This window comes from Agrobacterium salinitolerans (genome assembly GCF_002008225.1).
GTDB lineage: Bacteria > Pseudomonadota > Alphaproteobacteria > Rhizobiales > Rhizobiaceae > Agrobacterium > Agrobacterium salinitolerans.
Genome location: NZ_MRDH01000006.1, coordinates 1 through 12,495, shown reverse-complemented (window position 1 = coordinate 12,495; position 12,495 = coordinate 1). Strand labels below are relative to the sequence as shown.

Below are 12,495 nucleotides of genomic sequence, written 5' to 3'. Positions count from 1 at the left end.
AGATCAAGCCCCGAATACCGACCAGCCGGTTTTCGTTGCCAGCAATTCCAGCGCCTGTGACCCGAGCGCCGAGTTTCCGACCTTGTTGAGACCCGGCGACCAGACGGCGATCGAAGCCTTGCCCGGCGCCACCGCCATGATGCCGCCGCCGACACCGCTCTTGCCCGGCAGGCCGACATGATAGGCGAAATCGCCCGATCCGTCATAATGGCCGCAGGTCAGCATCAGCGCATTGATACGCCGCGCCCGCCGGTCCGACACAACTGTATGCCCCGTCAGCGGGTTGCGGCCACGATTGGCAAGAAACAGCCCGGCGCGGGACAGCTGAGCGCAGGTCATGGAAAGCGCGCACTGGTGGAAATAAACGCCGAGCGTATATTCCACGGGATGGTGCAGATTGCCGAAGGAGCGCATGAAATTGGCGAGCGCAAAATTGCGGAACCCCGTCGCCTGCTCGGATTTCGCCACCGTGTCGTCAATGCTGATCGTATCGTCATCCGCGAGGTAACGAACGAAACGCAGAAGCTCGCCGATAGCCTCGCGCGGCTGGTGGCCGGCAAGCACGATATCGGTCACCACGATGGCGCCGGCATTGACGAAGGGATTGCGTGGGATTCCGTGCTCGTGCTCCAGCTGGACGATGGAGTTGAAGGAAGAGCCTGAAGGCTCGCGCCCTACCCGGTTCCACACCGTCTCACCGGCCTTGCCGAGCGCCAGCGTCAGCATGAAGACCTTGGAAATGCTCTGGATCGAAAACGGCGTTAGCGCATTGCCGGCCGTATAGGTGGTTCCATCGACAGTGGTGATGGCAATGCCGAACTGGTTGGGATCGACCTTGGCGAGTTCGGGAATGTAATCCGCAACCTTCCCCTCACCCAATCTCGGCAGCATGCTGTCATAGATGGAATCGACGATACCCTGAATGTCTTGCATGCAAAGCCTTCCCCAACCAACAAAAAAGCCGCCCCGAAGGGCGGCTTTCTGAATACTGAAACGCGTCGATTAACGCGAGTAGAATTCGACGACCAGATGCGGTTCCATGACGACCGGGTACGGAACGTCGGAGAGCGAAGGAACGCGAGCATAGGTCGCAACCATCTTGTTGTGATCAACTTCGATGTAGTCCGGAACGTCGCGCTCTGCGAGCTGAACGGCTTCGAGAACCGTAACCAGCTGCTTGGACTTCTGGCGAACTTCGATGACGTCGCCCGGCTTGCAGCGGTAGGAACCGATGTTGACGCGAACGCCGTTAACCGTGACGTGGCCATGGTTGATGAACTGGCGCGATGCGAAAACGGTCGGAACGAACTTGGCGCGGTAGACGATGGCGTCCAGACGCGACTCGAGCAGGCCGATCAGGTTTTCGGAAGTGTCACCCTTGCGACGGTTTGCTTCGTCGAAAGTGGCGCGGAACTGCTTTTCGCGCAGTTCGCCATAATAGCCCTTGAGCTTCTGCTTGGCGCGCAGCTGCGTGCCGAAGTCGCTCATCTTGCCCTTGCGGCGCTGGCCGTGCTGGCCCGGGCCGTATTCGCGGCGGTTAACCGGGGACTTCGGACGGCCCCAGATGTTTTCGCCCATGCGGCGGTCAATTTTATACTTAGCCGATTCGCGCTTGCTCATCGTATTTCCTTCTCAAAAGGTTATACCGATCTGTTGCCAGACCGGTTTAAGGAAACACGCCCTCCTCTGAGGCCCGTTTCAGGGCCTCTGACAGGCTTCTCACATGCAAATGGAGAAACCACGGGACATGTCGGTGATATTGACCGCCGAACGTCAGTTCTTAAACTGCAGGGCAGTCAACAAAACACACCGGACATCACTGCCCGGCGTTGGGGCGGCTTCTACAGAGCTTTCACGGTTTTGTCAAACAAGCCCTTTCGCTTTTTTATGAAGTCTCCTCTTGAAAAGCGACAGTGCCCACCCATCTCTTCGTCGTGATCAGAACTCGGGCCCCTCTGGCGTGTTACCGGACAACACGTGATGTCGAGTTTGTTAAGGTTGGGGCCACGTATATTTTTGACGCACGTTCCCCATCCGTAAAGCCAACCTCGTCCGGCTAAAGGTTGACTGATGGACTTTCTTCTATCGGATTTTCTCGGCACCCCCACATGGATGTGGGCTGTCTTTATTTCTCTCGTGCTTGGCCTGCTCGCACTCGATCTCGGCGTGCTGCACAAGAACTCCAAGGAAATCGGCGTTCGTGAAAGCCTGCTGATGTCGGGCTTTTATATCGTCATCGGCTTGGCCTTTGGCGGCTGGATCTGGTATCAATCCGGCGAACAGTCGGCGATGGAATATGTCACCGGCTTCGTTGTCGAAAAAAGCCTGGCGATGGACAATATCTTCATCATTGCCATGATCTTCTCCTATTTCGCCATTCCCCGCCAATATCAGCACCGCGTGCTGCTCTGGGGCATCCTCGGCGTGATCGTTCTGCGCGGCATCATGATTGCAGGCGGCGCGGCCATCGTCGAAAACTTCCACTGGGTGCTTTATCTCTTCGCGGCCTTCCTCGTCTTCACCGGCCTCAAGATGCTGTTTTCGTCCGACCATGATGAATCGGATATCGGCAATAACCGCATCCTGAAATTCCTGCGCAGCCACCTTCCGGTGACAAACAGGCTGCATGGCGAGAAATTCTTCGTCAAGGAAACCGATGAGGCCACCGGCAAGCTCAAGACCTTCGTAACGCCGCTCTTCCTGGCGCTCATCATGGTCGAAATCGCCGACCTCATCTTCGCGGTCGATTCGATCCCGGCAATCTTCGCGATCACCACCGATCCGTTTATCGTCTATACCTCGAACATCTTCGCGATCCTCGGCCTGCGCGCGCTCTATTTCGCACTCGCCGCCCTGATCCACCGCTTCGCTTATCTGAAATATGCGCTGGCTGCGGTTCTGGTCTTTGTCGGTTCGAAGATTTTCGTGGCGGACATGCTTGGCATCGCCAAGATCCCGCCCGCCGTCTCTCTCGGCGTCACCGTCGCCATCCTCGCAACCGGCATTATCGGTTCGCTGATCGCGACGCGGAAGGAAGAAAAGGCCATCGAGTAAGGCTTCCAACGGCAAGCGGCAGGGAAACCTGCCGCAACCTCACTCAGCCGCAAGCCTCTTATCATCCTCAGCCGCATCCGCATCGCCGGGTGCGGTCTTCGCGTCGAGATCGGGAAACGCCACGATGCGCTTGCCCGAGAAATCGGCATGCACCACCACAAGCTCCTTCTCCTCGAAATAACCGAGAAGACGGCGGGCACGGCGGGCGGAATGGGTGCCATAGGCGCGGGCAATACGGGCGTCTGAGGGGCAAGGCTCTTCACCAAGCGCCGCCTTGACCAGAAGCAGGAAAACACCCTGCAGGTCATCGGAAACCGAGGTCGAAAGCTCCAGTGCCTTTTGCCAGCCTTCGCTTGCCGCCATCGCCGCATCCACGCCGGAGCGGGCAATCGCCACCTGTCGGCGGAATTCGGGAAGCGTCATCGGCGTGCCGGGAATGCGGCGCATGCGGGCGCGAACCAGAAAATCCTGATAAAGCACGGCATCCGTGCGATAGGCCGATTGCGGATCATCGAGAATTTCGACGAGAACCGCCCCGATCTTTTCCTCGCGCTCCTCCGGTGTCATCTCCGGCTGGCCTGCACGCTGCGACTGCTCCGATGAAGGGCCAACGGCAGCGGGCGTGGAGCGGGAAAGCTCTGCCAGAATATCGGTGGTCGGGCGCGGTGCGGGGGGTGTACGGCGCACGGCTGCGCGCGTGAACTCTTCCGGATCAGGCGTGAAGATAAGGTCTTCGACATCCTGCGGGGCATCCGGTAGCGGCATCAGCTTCGGTGAAGAGGACCGCGCCGAGGTTTCCACCGCCCCGATGACGATTGGCAGCGGACGGCGCGACAGCGCCGGCCCGAGCGCCACGAAATTGCCACGCTGGAGATCACGGAACATTTCCGCCTGGCGACGGTCCATGCCGAGCAGATCGGCGGCACGCGCCATGTCGATATCGAGGAAGGTTCGGCCCATCAGGAAGTTCGAGGCTTCCGCCGCGACGTTCTTGGCAAGCTTGGCAAGGCGCTGCGTGGCGATGACGCCCGCAAGACCGCGTTTACGGCCGCGGCACATCAGATTGGTCATGGCGCCAAGCGACGCCTTGCGCGCATCCTCAGTCACCTCGCCGGCGACGGAGGGCGCAAACATCTGCGCCTCGTCTACCACGACAAGTACGGGATACCAGAATTCACGGTCCGCATCGAACAGGCCGTTGAGGAAGGCGGCGGCGGCCCGCATCTGTTGCTCGATATCCAACCCTTCCAGCGTCAGCACGCAGGAGACACGGTGCTGGCGGATGCGGTTGGCAATACCGGCCAGCTCGGCTTCCGTGCGCTCGCCATCGACCACTACATGGCCGAACCTGTCGGAAAGCGTGACGAAATCGCCCTCGGGATCGATGATGACCTGTTGCACCCATGGCGCCGATTGCTCCAGCAGCCGCCGCAGCAGATGCGACTTGCCGGAACCGGAATTGCCCTGCACCAGCAAACGCGTCGCAAGCAATTCCTCGATATCGAGCTTGGCCTGCTGCCCGCCCGATAGGGTCCCCATGTCGATACCGACCTGCAATGTTCCATTCCTCGTGCTGCATCTCACCCGACCGATTCCCTGAAGGACGGCCGAACATGCTCTTTACCAAAAAATCGGCTCTTGCGTCTCATCCGTGCCGATAATGCACAGGCAATTCACGCTCAGCCCTGCGGAGACCTGACCCAGAAGCGTGCAATGCCGATGCGCCGACCGAAGACGTTAAGTGCCAGCCCGAGAATGACCAGCGCCGCACCGATGATTTCGAAAACGGTGATGTGTTCTGCAAAAGCCAGATAGGCGCTGATGAACCCGACAACAGGCACCAGCAGCGAAAACGGCGCCACCGTTCCGGCGGGATACCGCAGAAGCAGATAACTCCAGATGCCCGCGCCGACGATGGTTGCACCATAGGCCATATAGATCACCACGAGAGCCATGGTCGGCGTCGCATTGATCACTCCTTCGGCAATCGCTTCCGGCCCTTCCACGACCAGTGAAAGCAGGATCAGCGGCAGAACGGGCACAAGGCTGGTCCAGGCAATGAAGGACACCGCATTGACCTGCCCGATGCGGCGATTGACGATGTTACCGCAGGCCCACGCAATCGCGGAACCGACGCCCATCAGAAGCGGCACCAACCCTGCCGCCGTCATGCGCTCCACACCGATGACCGCCAGCCCGCCAAAAGCGATGAGTGCGCCAAGAATCTGCGACGGCAACGGCCGTTCGCCCAGAAACACCACGGCAAGCGCCAGCGTGAAGAAAGCCTGCGACTGCATGACCAGCGACGCAAGACCGGCCGGCAGGCCGAGCTTGATGGCGGGATAGAGCAGGCCGAATTGCACGAAACCCATCGCCATGCCGTAAACGACCATATGTCGCCACGGCACATTGGGTTTCGGCAGGAAGAACACCAGGGGCACCGCCGCAACAAGATAACGCACCCCCGTCAGAAACAGGGGCGGCATGTCCGTAACCCCGATCTTGATGGCAACGAAGTTGAAGCCCCACAAAAACACGGTGATCAGGGCGAGAAATATATGCGGCAATGCCATTTTGTTATGTCCGAATTTCAGGCGATCGAGATGTGCCTTACGGCGCGACCGCCCTCTTCCAGCCAAAGGCAATGAGACCGGCGCCAACAAGGAGACCGCCGCCCGTACGGTTGACGATACGCTGAACCTTCGGCTTGCGGATCGTATTACGAGCGGCGCTTGCCAGAAGTCCATAAAGCGCTGCATTGACAGTAGCAAGCACCAGGAATGTGACTTCAAAAATCAGCACCTGCGGCCAGAAGGGTAATGTCGGCACCAGAAACTGCGGCAGGAAGGCCACGAAAAACACGATGCTCTTCGGGTTCAAGGCCGTGACGATATAGGCGTGCAGGAAGATTTTGAGCGGCTTTTCGCGTCCCGTCACGCCCGTGTTTTCCGCCGCGTCACCAACCGGCGAACGCCACAGCTTGATGCCGAGATAGATGAGGTAAGCCGCACCGATCCATTTCAGACCGGTGAAAAGTGCAGCCGACGTGGCAAGCAGCGCGCCAAGTCCCAGCATCGAGGCCGTCATGGCGGTGAAATCGCCGAGCGCCACACCCGTCACCGTCGCCGTGCTGGCCTTGCGGCCGTGGCCCAGCGCATAAGAAATCACCAAAAGGATCGTCGGTCCCGGAATGGCGAGCATGATGGCAGATGCGGCCACGAAGGCCAGCCAGTTTTCTATCGGCATGATGAGTCTCCTGTCTCATATTGGGGGAGCAAGCCACGGAAAAAACTCCGCATCAAGCAGGATTTTTCGCAGATCGCGCCGCGGCCGCCTGCATTTCGTGGTTTGCCAGCGGGCGTAATTCGACGACGAAGCCTCCCCGACATTTCTTTGCCGGAGAGGCCTTTGCCAATCAAAACCGGGGCGCCCAGTAAGGAACCTCCCAATCCCGCCGCCGCTTCACCCGCGACGGGTCAAGGCCGATATCGGCCAGAAGGCGCTCTGGCAGATCGGCAGGATCGGTCGGCGGCGCGCGTGGCACGACAGCCGCGAAGACGACCGTCTTCAGGGTCTTCCAGACGCCGAATGTGACGAACAGACGGTCCACCGCATCCGGCAGCGCATATGCTACCAATGGTTGATCATTTTGCATGGGAAATCCATCCCGGCGCGGCAAAGCGGCCAGGTCCTCTATCGATGGAAAACGACAGGACGAAACGACGGACGCAGCACGCATGCCACGCGGACGCGCAAGTCACATGTCGGACGAAGTGAAAATGCCAAACGGCAGGAGAATCAGGCCATAAGCCTTATCGGAGGGAGATGCCTCGCACCACATAACCGCCGACAATCACGCCAAGGAGGCCCGAAATGCCATTAAGGCGCATATTCATGTCATTGCTCATTCCACGCCTCCATTTAGTGCGGTTACAGACAAAATACATCTTACACAGGAAAACAGACGCGACAAGAGGTCGCAATCTCGAATTGCAAAAGACGAATAGTGGCGATGCAAAAATGCAACAGGTGATCAGGTAGCGGAAACGCTGAGACCGAAACCCTGCATTAGCCGCCGCGTGGCGAAATCCGGCTTGCCTGACGTGAAGACGGCAAAGTCGAAACCGTCGGGATGCTCCGCATCCTGTGGCAGCGGCACCAGATGGCGGGCCCGCCTCGCAATCGCCTCGGCGGGATCCAGCCAGTCCACCGGCCATGGCGCCAGCCGGCGGAACACATTGGCCATGAAGGGGTAATGCGTGCAGGCGAGAACGACGATATCGGTACGCTTGCCATCGCTGTCGATGAAGCAAGGTTCGATTTCGGCCAGCACCGCCTCGTCGGGCACGGGTTCACCTCTGATCCAGCTTTCCGCCATGCGCGCCAGATTTTCCGACCCCACAAGACGAACATGGCATTGCGTGGCGAAGGACTGGATGAGATCGCGCGTATAGGCGCGCTTGACGGTGCCGGGCGTCGCCAGCACGGAAACGAGGCCGGAGCGGGTCCGCTCCGCCGCCGGCTTGATGGCGGGAACGGTGCCGACGAAGGTCATGTCCGGAAACCGGGCGCGAAGATCGGCGCCCGCAAGCGTAAAAGCGGTGTTGCAGGCGATGATGCAGACTTCCGGGCTGTAATCCTGCAGCAGCGTCTCGAAGAGCGAGAGAATACGGGCTTTCAGCGCCTCCTCTTCCCAGCCGCCATAGGGAAAACCCGCATCGTCAGCCACATAGATGAAGCCGCGCTCGGGCATCAGCACCCGCGCCTCGCGCAGAACCGTCAGCCCGCCAATGCCGGAATCGAACACCAGCACCGGTTTCATCACATCGGCCGCCGCCTCACTCGTCTTCAGCATTCTCCCCTGCTCCCTCAACCGACGGCCCTGCAGCCCGGCCCGTCTTCTTCGGCCATTGCCGCGGGAAACGGTCGAGCGAATTGATCACGCCGCGGAAAACGCTGATCTCCTGCTCGGAAAAACCGCGTCGCGACAGCACGGCGCGCAGATTGTCGACCATTTTCGGTTTTTTTTCAGCCGGATGAAAATAACCGCGCGCATCCAGCGCTTCCTCGATATGTTCGAACAGGCCGAAAACCTGCTCCTTGGTCGAAGGCCGCTGCTCGACGGACTGGAACAGCGTCTCGCCCAGATCGTCCATGCCTGACTTCATCCATTCATAGGACATCAAAAGCACGGCCTGCGCGATGTTCAGCGAGGCGAAGGCGGGATTGACCGGGAAGGTCACGATCTCGTCGGCCAGCGCCACTTCCTCGTTCGTCAGCCCCCAGCGCTCGCGCCCGAACAGGATGCCTGTCTTTTCGCCGGCCTTGAATTTTGCCCTGAGCGTATCGGCGGCAGTAACGGGCGCACGCACCGGCTTGAACCCGTAACGCTCGCGCGCCGTTGTGGCATAAACGAAATTCAGATCCTTGATCGCCTCTTCCAGCGTCTCGAACACCTTGGTGCCGTCAATGACGTGATCGGCCTTGGAGGCCGCGGCGCGCGCCTTCTCGCTCGGCCAGCCGTCACGCGGATTGACCAGCCGCAATTCGGCCAGGCCGAAATTGGCCATAGCCCGCGCCACCATGCCGATATTTTCGCCAAGCTGCGGTTCGACAAGAATGATCGCCGGGCCTTCCGCCACAAGTTCGAGATCGCTGTTTGTGCCTGCCATCGTCTTTTGTCCGTTTGTTGAAGCGTCGCATCGATTTTCAGCCCGACGCGCTAAAGCGCGCTTCACTGGCACAGATCGACGCCAAAATCAAAGCCGGCGCGGAGAAAGCCCGGACCCGCCCCGCTGGCAAAGACGCCCCTTATTGCTCTCCCTTGATGATCGTTGCCATCTCTTCGCGCAGCGAATCCCTGCCCTCATCGCCAACCCGGTGAATATCGCTGATGACAGGGCGGCCGTCTTCCTCGACGACATCGAAATGAACTTCGTCAACCGTCGCCTTCATCTCCGCCTCATCCATGCAAGCCCAGAGCTTGAATTTCGCCGTCACGTCCGTCACGCCGTCCTTGACCGCGCCCGGCGTCACGGAAACATCGGCCAGCGGGCAGCCATCCTGCGAGTTCGTCACGACATCGTAACCGAAGGGATCGCCGGTCTCACCGCTTTCGGCCTCGTAAGCCGGCTTTTTGGACGCTTCGCGATATTGCGCGACGAAATCCTTGCTGAACAGGCTGGTCAGCATGTCCTCGTCGAAAATGTATTTCCAGTTTTCCGCATCGCCGGACCAGTTCTTCACGGTGATATCCATCACCTTCTGAACGGGATCGGCCGGCCCGGCAGCGAGCGCGCTGTGGGAAAAGAGGACGGCGGCAGTCAGAAGCAGAATTTTCCGCATGGTGTTATCCCGGTAGAGGCCCAGAGACGGGCGAAGCGATTCGCCTGACTGTATTCCGGCGTTATGGTTTGGCAATGCGTAAAGCGTTATTGCGCTGCGCCAAAAAAGCGCCCCCAATGGCTTTGCCTCAGGCGCGCGCGATGCTATAGCCGCACCGGATATTTTTCCGGATACCGGCGCCATCCGGCGCCACAGCTTCGAAGGTGAGGAATTCATGGCAAAGATCAAGGTAGCCAATCCGGTCGTCGATCTCGACGGCGACGAAATGACCCGTATCATCTGGCAGCTGATCAAGGACAAGCTGATCCTGCCTTACCTCGATCTCGACATCGAATATTACGATCTCTCGGTTGAAAACCGCGACGCCACCAACGACCAGGTCACGGTCGATGCGGCACACGCCATCAAGAAGCATGGCGTCGGCATCAAATGCGCCACCATCACCCCCGATGAGCAGCGCGTCGAGGAATTCGGCCTGAAGCAGATGTGGAAGAGCCCGAACGGCACCATCCGCAACATTCTGGGCGGCGTCATCTTCCGCGAGCCGATCATCTGCAAGAACGTTCCGCGCCTCGTTCCCGGCTGGACGAAGCCGATCGTCGTCGGCCGTCACGCTTTCGGCGACCAGTACAAGGCAACCGATTTCAAGTTCCCCGGCAAGGGCAAGCTGACCATCAAGTTCGTCGGTGAAGACGGCCAGGTCATCGAAAAAGACGTCTTCGACGCCCCGAGCGCCGGCGTGGCACTGGCCATGTACAACCTCGATGAATCCATCCGCGAATTCGCCCGCGCCTCCATGAACTATGGCCTGATGCGCAAGTGGCCGGTTTACCTCTCCACGAAGAACACCATCCTCAAGGCCTATGACGGCCGCTTCAAGGATATCTTCGAGGAAGTGTACCAGACCGAGTTCAAGGCGCAGTTCGACGAAGCCGGCATCACCTATGAGCACCGCCTCATCGACGACATGGTCGCTTCCGCGCTGAAGTGGTCCGGCGGCTACATCTGGGCCTGCAAGAACTATGACGGCGACGTTCAGTCCGACACGGTCGCGCAGGGCTTCGGCTCGCTCGGCCTGATGACCTCGGTTCTGCTGTCGCCCGATGGCCGCACGGTCGAAGCCGAAGCTGCGCACGGCACGGTCACGCGCCACTACCGCCAGCACCAGAAGGGTCAGGAAACCTCCACCAACTCGATCGCTTCGATCTTCGCCTGGACCCGTGGCCTCGCCCACCGCGCCAAGCTGGACGACAATGCGGAACTGGCAAAGTTCGCGGCAACGCTCGAAACCGTCTGCGTCGATACCGTCGAAAGCGGCTTCATGACCAAGGACCTGGCGCTGCTCATCGGACCGGACCAGCCCTGGCTTTCCACCACCGCTTTCCTCGACAAGATCGACGAAAACCTCAAGAAGGCGATGGCGGCTTAAGCCTGCTTTCCCCGAGACTTCAAAACCCGGCCTCAGCGCCGGGTTTTTTATTTGCACGGTATAGAAGAAACGTCAGTCCAGTAGAAACGAAATGGACAACTAGATAGCGAACAAACATCATCGAGTGCCAGAGGCGCCGAAATAGGAGAAAGAAGTCCGGCGCAATACCAGGTTTCTTTTTTGTTCACGGCACCTTGATTAGCCGTTGCACTAGGCGCAAAATTTGATTCCGCGTGCTTAGGGCCAGCACAACAATAAAACTAAGATAAACAGCATCTACTTGCACATAACTTGCCCGGCACAGTCACCGTAACATCCATGCGGCCCCAGGGAACATGCGAGGGATGTTGCGGACATAAAATGCGAAGCGCAGGCATGAAATTCTGTTGGGTTTTACACGATGCTTCGACGATTTTGCTTGGGGAGGCAAAAGCATGAGTGAACTGATCTTCTACACCAATCCCATGTCGCGCGGGCGCATTGCGCGATGGATGCTCGAGGAAGTGGGCGTTCCCTATAAGACCGAAATACTTGGTTTCGAAACCTCGATGAAATCGCCCGCCTACCGGCTGATAAACCCGATGGCGAAGGTGCCGGCGATCAAGCACGGCGATACCATCGTCACCGAGGCGGCGGCGATCTGCGCTTATCTGGCTGACGCCTTTCCGGGCGCAAACCTTGCCCCGACGCCGAAGGCGCGCGGCCTTTATTACCGCTGGATGTTTTTCGCCGCCGGCCCCCTGGAAATGGCGGCAAGCATGAAGGCCATGGGTTTTGAAGTGTCCAAGGAGAAGTTGCGCATGGCCGGCTGCGGCAGCTATGCGGATGTGATGAATACGCTCGAACGCGCGGTCAGTGAAAACCGCTTCATCGCCGGTGATCTCTTTACCGCCGCGGATGTCTATGTCGGCGCGCATGTCGGTTGGGGGCTGCATTTCGGCACGATCGAAAAACGCCCGGCGTTTCTGGAATACATGGCGCATCTCACTGACCGACCGGCCTTCAAGCGCGCCGCCCAGCTTGACGAAGAGGCAGCGAAGGACTTGCAGGCGACGGGATAATCGCCCCTGTTTCGCCAAAAACAAACCATGGCCCGTCCGAAAATCACCCACAGGGTCGATCTTCGCGGCGGGTCTATACGTCGGACAGGCGGAGTGGCTCTCCGATCTCGATTGCATGCCCGTCCGGATCATAAAAGCGGAATACCCTCTGTCCCCAGGCCTGTTTCTGAACGGGATGGATGAGCTCCACATACGGCGCGATATTCCGAAAAGCCGCATCCACATCTTCATGCTCAAAGTAAAGCAGCAGGTTTCGCCTGCCATAGGGCTCTTCCGTGCCTGACGTTATCTGCCAGACAGTCTCCTCGAGCGAGCGTCCCTCATGGATGGCGAAGCCGCCCTCAAAGAGAACGAAACTTCCGAAATCCTGCAATATTTTGAGGCCGAGCCGGTCGCGATAAAACGCTCTGGAGCGGTCTATGTCGCGCGCAAAAGGGATGGGATTTACAAAGCGCATTACCTTCCCCGTCTTCCGTGCTCGCGAGCCTCAGCCTAGAATTAAAAAAGGCGGGGTAAAAGCCCCGCCTTCAGACCGCTGACAAACCCGTCGATATTTTCGGCGGGTTTTTTCTTTTTCGGGATGATGACGTTTTGTTGTGGTCTTTT

Annotated in this window: 13 protein-coding genes; 3 read left to right on the top strand and 10 right to left on the bottom strand. The window is 59.0% G+C overall.

All coding sequences use genetic code 11. From position 1 onward, the window contains the following. Positions 1-3: 3 nt before the first annotated feature. Complete coding sequence (locus tag BS627_RS04050; protein WP_077982023.1) at positions 4-933, bottom strand: glutaminase; 930 nt, start codon at positions 931-933, stop codon at positions 4-6. Between the two features lie 69 nt (positions 934-1,002). Then, entirely contained in the window at positions 1,003-1,620 is a 618-nt protein-coding gene (gene rpsD, locus BS627_RS04045) for a 30S ribosomal protein S4 (RefSeq protein ID WP_004442465.1), read from the bottom strand. Between the two features lie 450 nt (positions 1,621-2,070). Between rpsD and BS627_RS04040 the strand changes: the two genes are divergently transcribed. Further along, positions 2,071-3,054: a TerC family protein gene (locus BS627_RS04040; protein ID WP_077982022.1), complete on the top strand. Its 984-nt coding sequence runs from the start codon at positions 2,071-2,073 to the stop codon at positions 3,052-3,054. A 39-nt stretch (positions 3,055-3,093) separates the two neighbouring features. Here BS627_RS04040 and BS627_RS04035 read toward each other — a convergent pair whose 3' ends face one another. From BS627_RS04035 to BS627_RS04005, 7 genes are all read right to left on the bottom strand, one after another. Further along, positions 3,094-4,611, bottom strand: a complete 1,518-nt coding sequence (locus tag BS627_RS04035) for a helicase HerA domain-containing protein (protein WP_165691122.1) — start codon at positions 4,609-4,611, stop codon at positions 3,094-3,096. A 122-nt stretch (positions 4,612-4,733) separates the two neighbouring features. Then, positions 4,734-5,627 carry an EamA family transporter gene (locus BS627_RS04030; RefSeq protein ID WP_077982020.1) on the bottom strand — a complete coding sequence of 298 codons (894 nt, stop codon included), beginning with the start codon at positions 5,625-5,627 and terminating at the stop codon, positions 4,734-4,736. A gap of 37 nt (positions 5,628-5,664) precedes the next feature. Further along, positions 5,665-6,300: a LysE family translocator gene (locus BS627_RS04025; RefSeq protein WP_077982019.1), complete on the bottom strand. Its 636-nt coding sequence runs from the start codon at positions 6,298-6,300 to the stop codon at positions 5,665-5,667. Positions 6,301-6,469: 169 nt separating this feature from the next. Continuing rightward, positions 6,470-6,709, bottom strand: a complete 240-nt coding sequence (locus tag BS627_RS04020; protein WP_077982018.1) for a hypothetical protein — start codon at positions 6,707-6,709, stop codon at positions 6,470-6,472. A 378-nt stretch (positions 6,710-7,087) separates the two neighbouring features. Then, on the bottom strand, positions 7,088-7,909 hold the full coding sequence (murI, locus tag BS627_RS04015) for a glutamate racemase (RefSeq protein ID WP_077982017.1): 822 nt from the start codon (positions 7,907-7,909) through the stop codon (positions 7,088-7,090). After that, entirely contained in the window at positions 7,893-8,726 is an 834-nt protein-coding gene (locus BS627_RS04010; protein WP_077982016.1) for an RNA methyltransferase, read from the bottom strand. The genes murI and BS627_RS04010 overlap by 17 nt, the downstream gene beginning before the upstream one ends. Positions 8,727-8,865: 139 nt before the next feature. Then, positions 8,866-9,399, bottom strand: coding sequence for a hypothetical protein (locus BS627_RS04005; RefSeq protein WP_162520292.1), 534 nt, complete (start codon positions 9,397-9,399; stop codon positions 8,866-8,868). Between the two features lie 214 nt (positions 9,400-9,613). On the opposite strand from BS627_RS04005, the gene BS627_RS04000 reads away from it, so the two are divergent. Together BS627_RS04000 and BS627_RS03995 are read left to right on the top strand one after the other, a co-directional pair. Further along, positions 9,614-10,828 (top strand): NADP-dependent isocitrate dehydrogenase, encoded by a 1,215-nt coding sequence (locus tag BS627_RS04000; protein ID WP_077982015.1) that lies wholly within the window; start codon positions 9,614-9,616, stop codon positions 10,826-10,828. A gap of 434 nt (positions 10,829-11,262) precedes the next feature. After that, positions 11,263-11,889: a glutathione S-transferase family protein gene (locus tag BS627_RS03995; RefSeq protein ID WP_077982014.1), complete on the top strand. Its 627-nt coding sequence runs from the start codon at positions 11,263-11,265 to the stop codon at positions 11,887-11,889. 73 nt (positions 11,890-11,962) lie between these two features. On the opposite strand, the gene BS627_RS03990 is transcribed toward BS627_RS03995, so the two are convergent. Then, on the bottom strand, positions 11,963-12,346 hold the full coding sequence (locus tag BS627_RS03990; RefSeq protein ID WP_077982013.1) for a VOC family protein: 384 nt from the start codon (positions 12,344-12,346) through the stop codon (positions 11,963-11,965). Positions 12,347-12,495 lie beyond the last annotated feature (149 nt).

What these genes read in the sequence shown, in the direction of transcription:
- BS627_RS04050 (WP_077982023.1), bottom strand. Translation starts at nt 933, where the DNA reads ATGCAAGACATTCAGGGTATCGTCGATTCCATCTATGACAGCATGCTG.
- rpsD (WP_004442465.1), bottom strand. Translation starts at nt 1,620, where the DNA reads ATGAGCAAGCGCGAATCGGCTAAGTATAAAATTGACCGCCGCATGGGC.
- BS627_RS04040 (WP_077982022.1), top strand. Translation starts at nt 2,071, where the DNA reads ATGGACTTTCTTCTATCGGATTTTCTCGGCACCCCCACATGGATGTGG.
- BS627_RS04030 (WP_077982020.1), bottom strand. Translation starts at nt 5,627, where the DNA reads ATGGCATTGCCGCATATATTTCTCGCCCTGATCACCGTGTTTTTGTGG.
- BS627_RS04025 (WP_077982019.1), bottom strand. Translation starts at nt 6,300, where the DNA reads ATGCCGATAGAAAACTGGCTGGCCTTCGTGGCCGCATCTGCCATCATG.
- BS627_RS04020 (WP_077982018.1), bottom strand. Translation starts at nt 6,709, where the DNA reads ATGCAAAATGATCAACCATTGGTAGCATATGCGCTGCCGGATGCGGTG.
- murI (WP_077982017.1), bottom strand. Translation starts at nt 7,909, where the DNA reads ATGCTGAAGACGAGTGAGGCGGCGGCCGATGTGATGAAACCGGTGCTG.
- BS627_RS04010 (WP_077982016.1), bottom strand. Translation starts at nt 8,726, where the DNA reads ATGGCAGGCACAAACAGCGATCTCGAACTTGTGGCGGAAGGCCCGGCG.
- BS627_RS04005 (WP_162520292.1), bottom strand. Translation starts at nt 9,399, where the DNA reads ATGCGGAAAATTCTGCTTCTGACTGCCGCCGTCCTCTTTTCCCACAGC.
- BS627_RS04000 (WP_077982015.1), top strand. Translation starts at nt 9,614, where the DNA reads ATGGCAAAGATCAAGGTAGCCAATCCGGTCGTCGATCTCGACGGCGAC.
- BS627_RS03995 (WP_077982014.1), top strand. Translation starts at nt 11,263, where the DNA reads ATGAGTGAACTGATCTTCTACACCAATCCCATGTCGCGCGGGCGCATT.
- BS627_RS03990 (WP_077982013.1), bottom strand. Translation starts at nt 12,346, where the DNA reads ATGCGCTTTGTAAATCCCATCCCTTTTGCGCGCGACATAGACCGCTCC.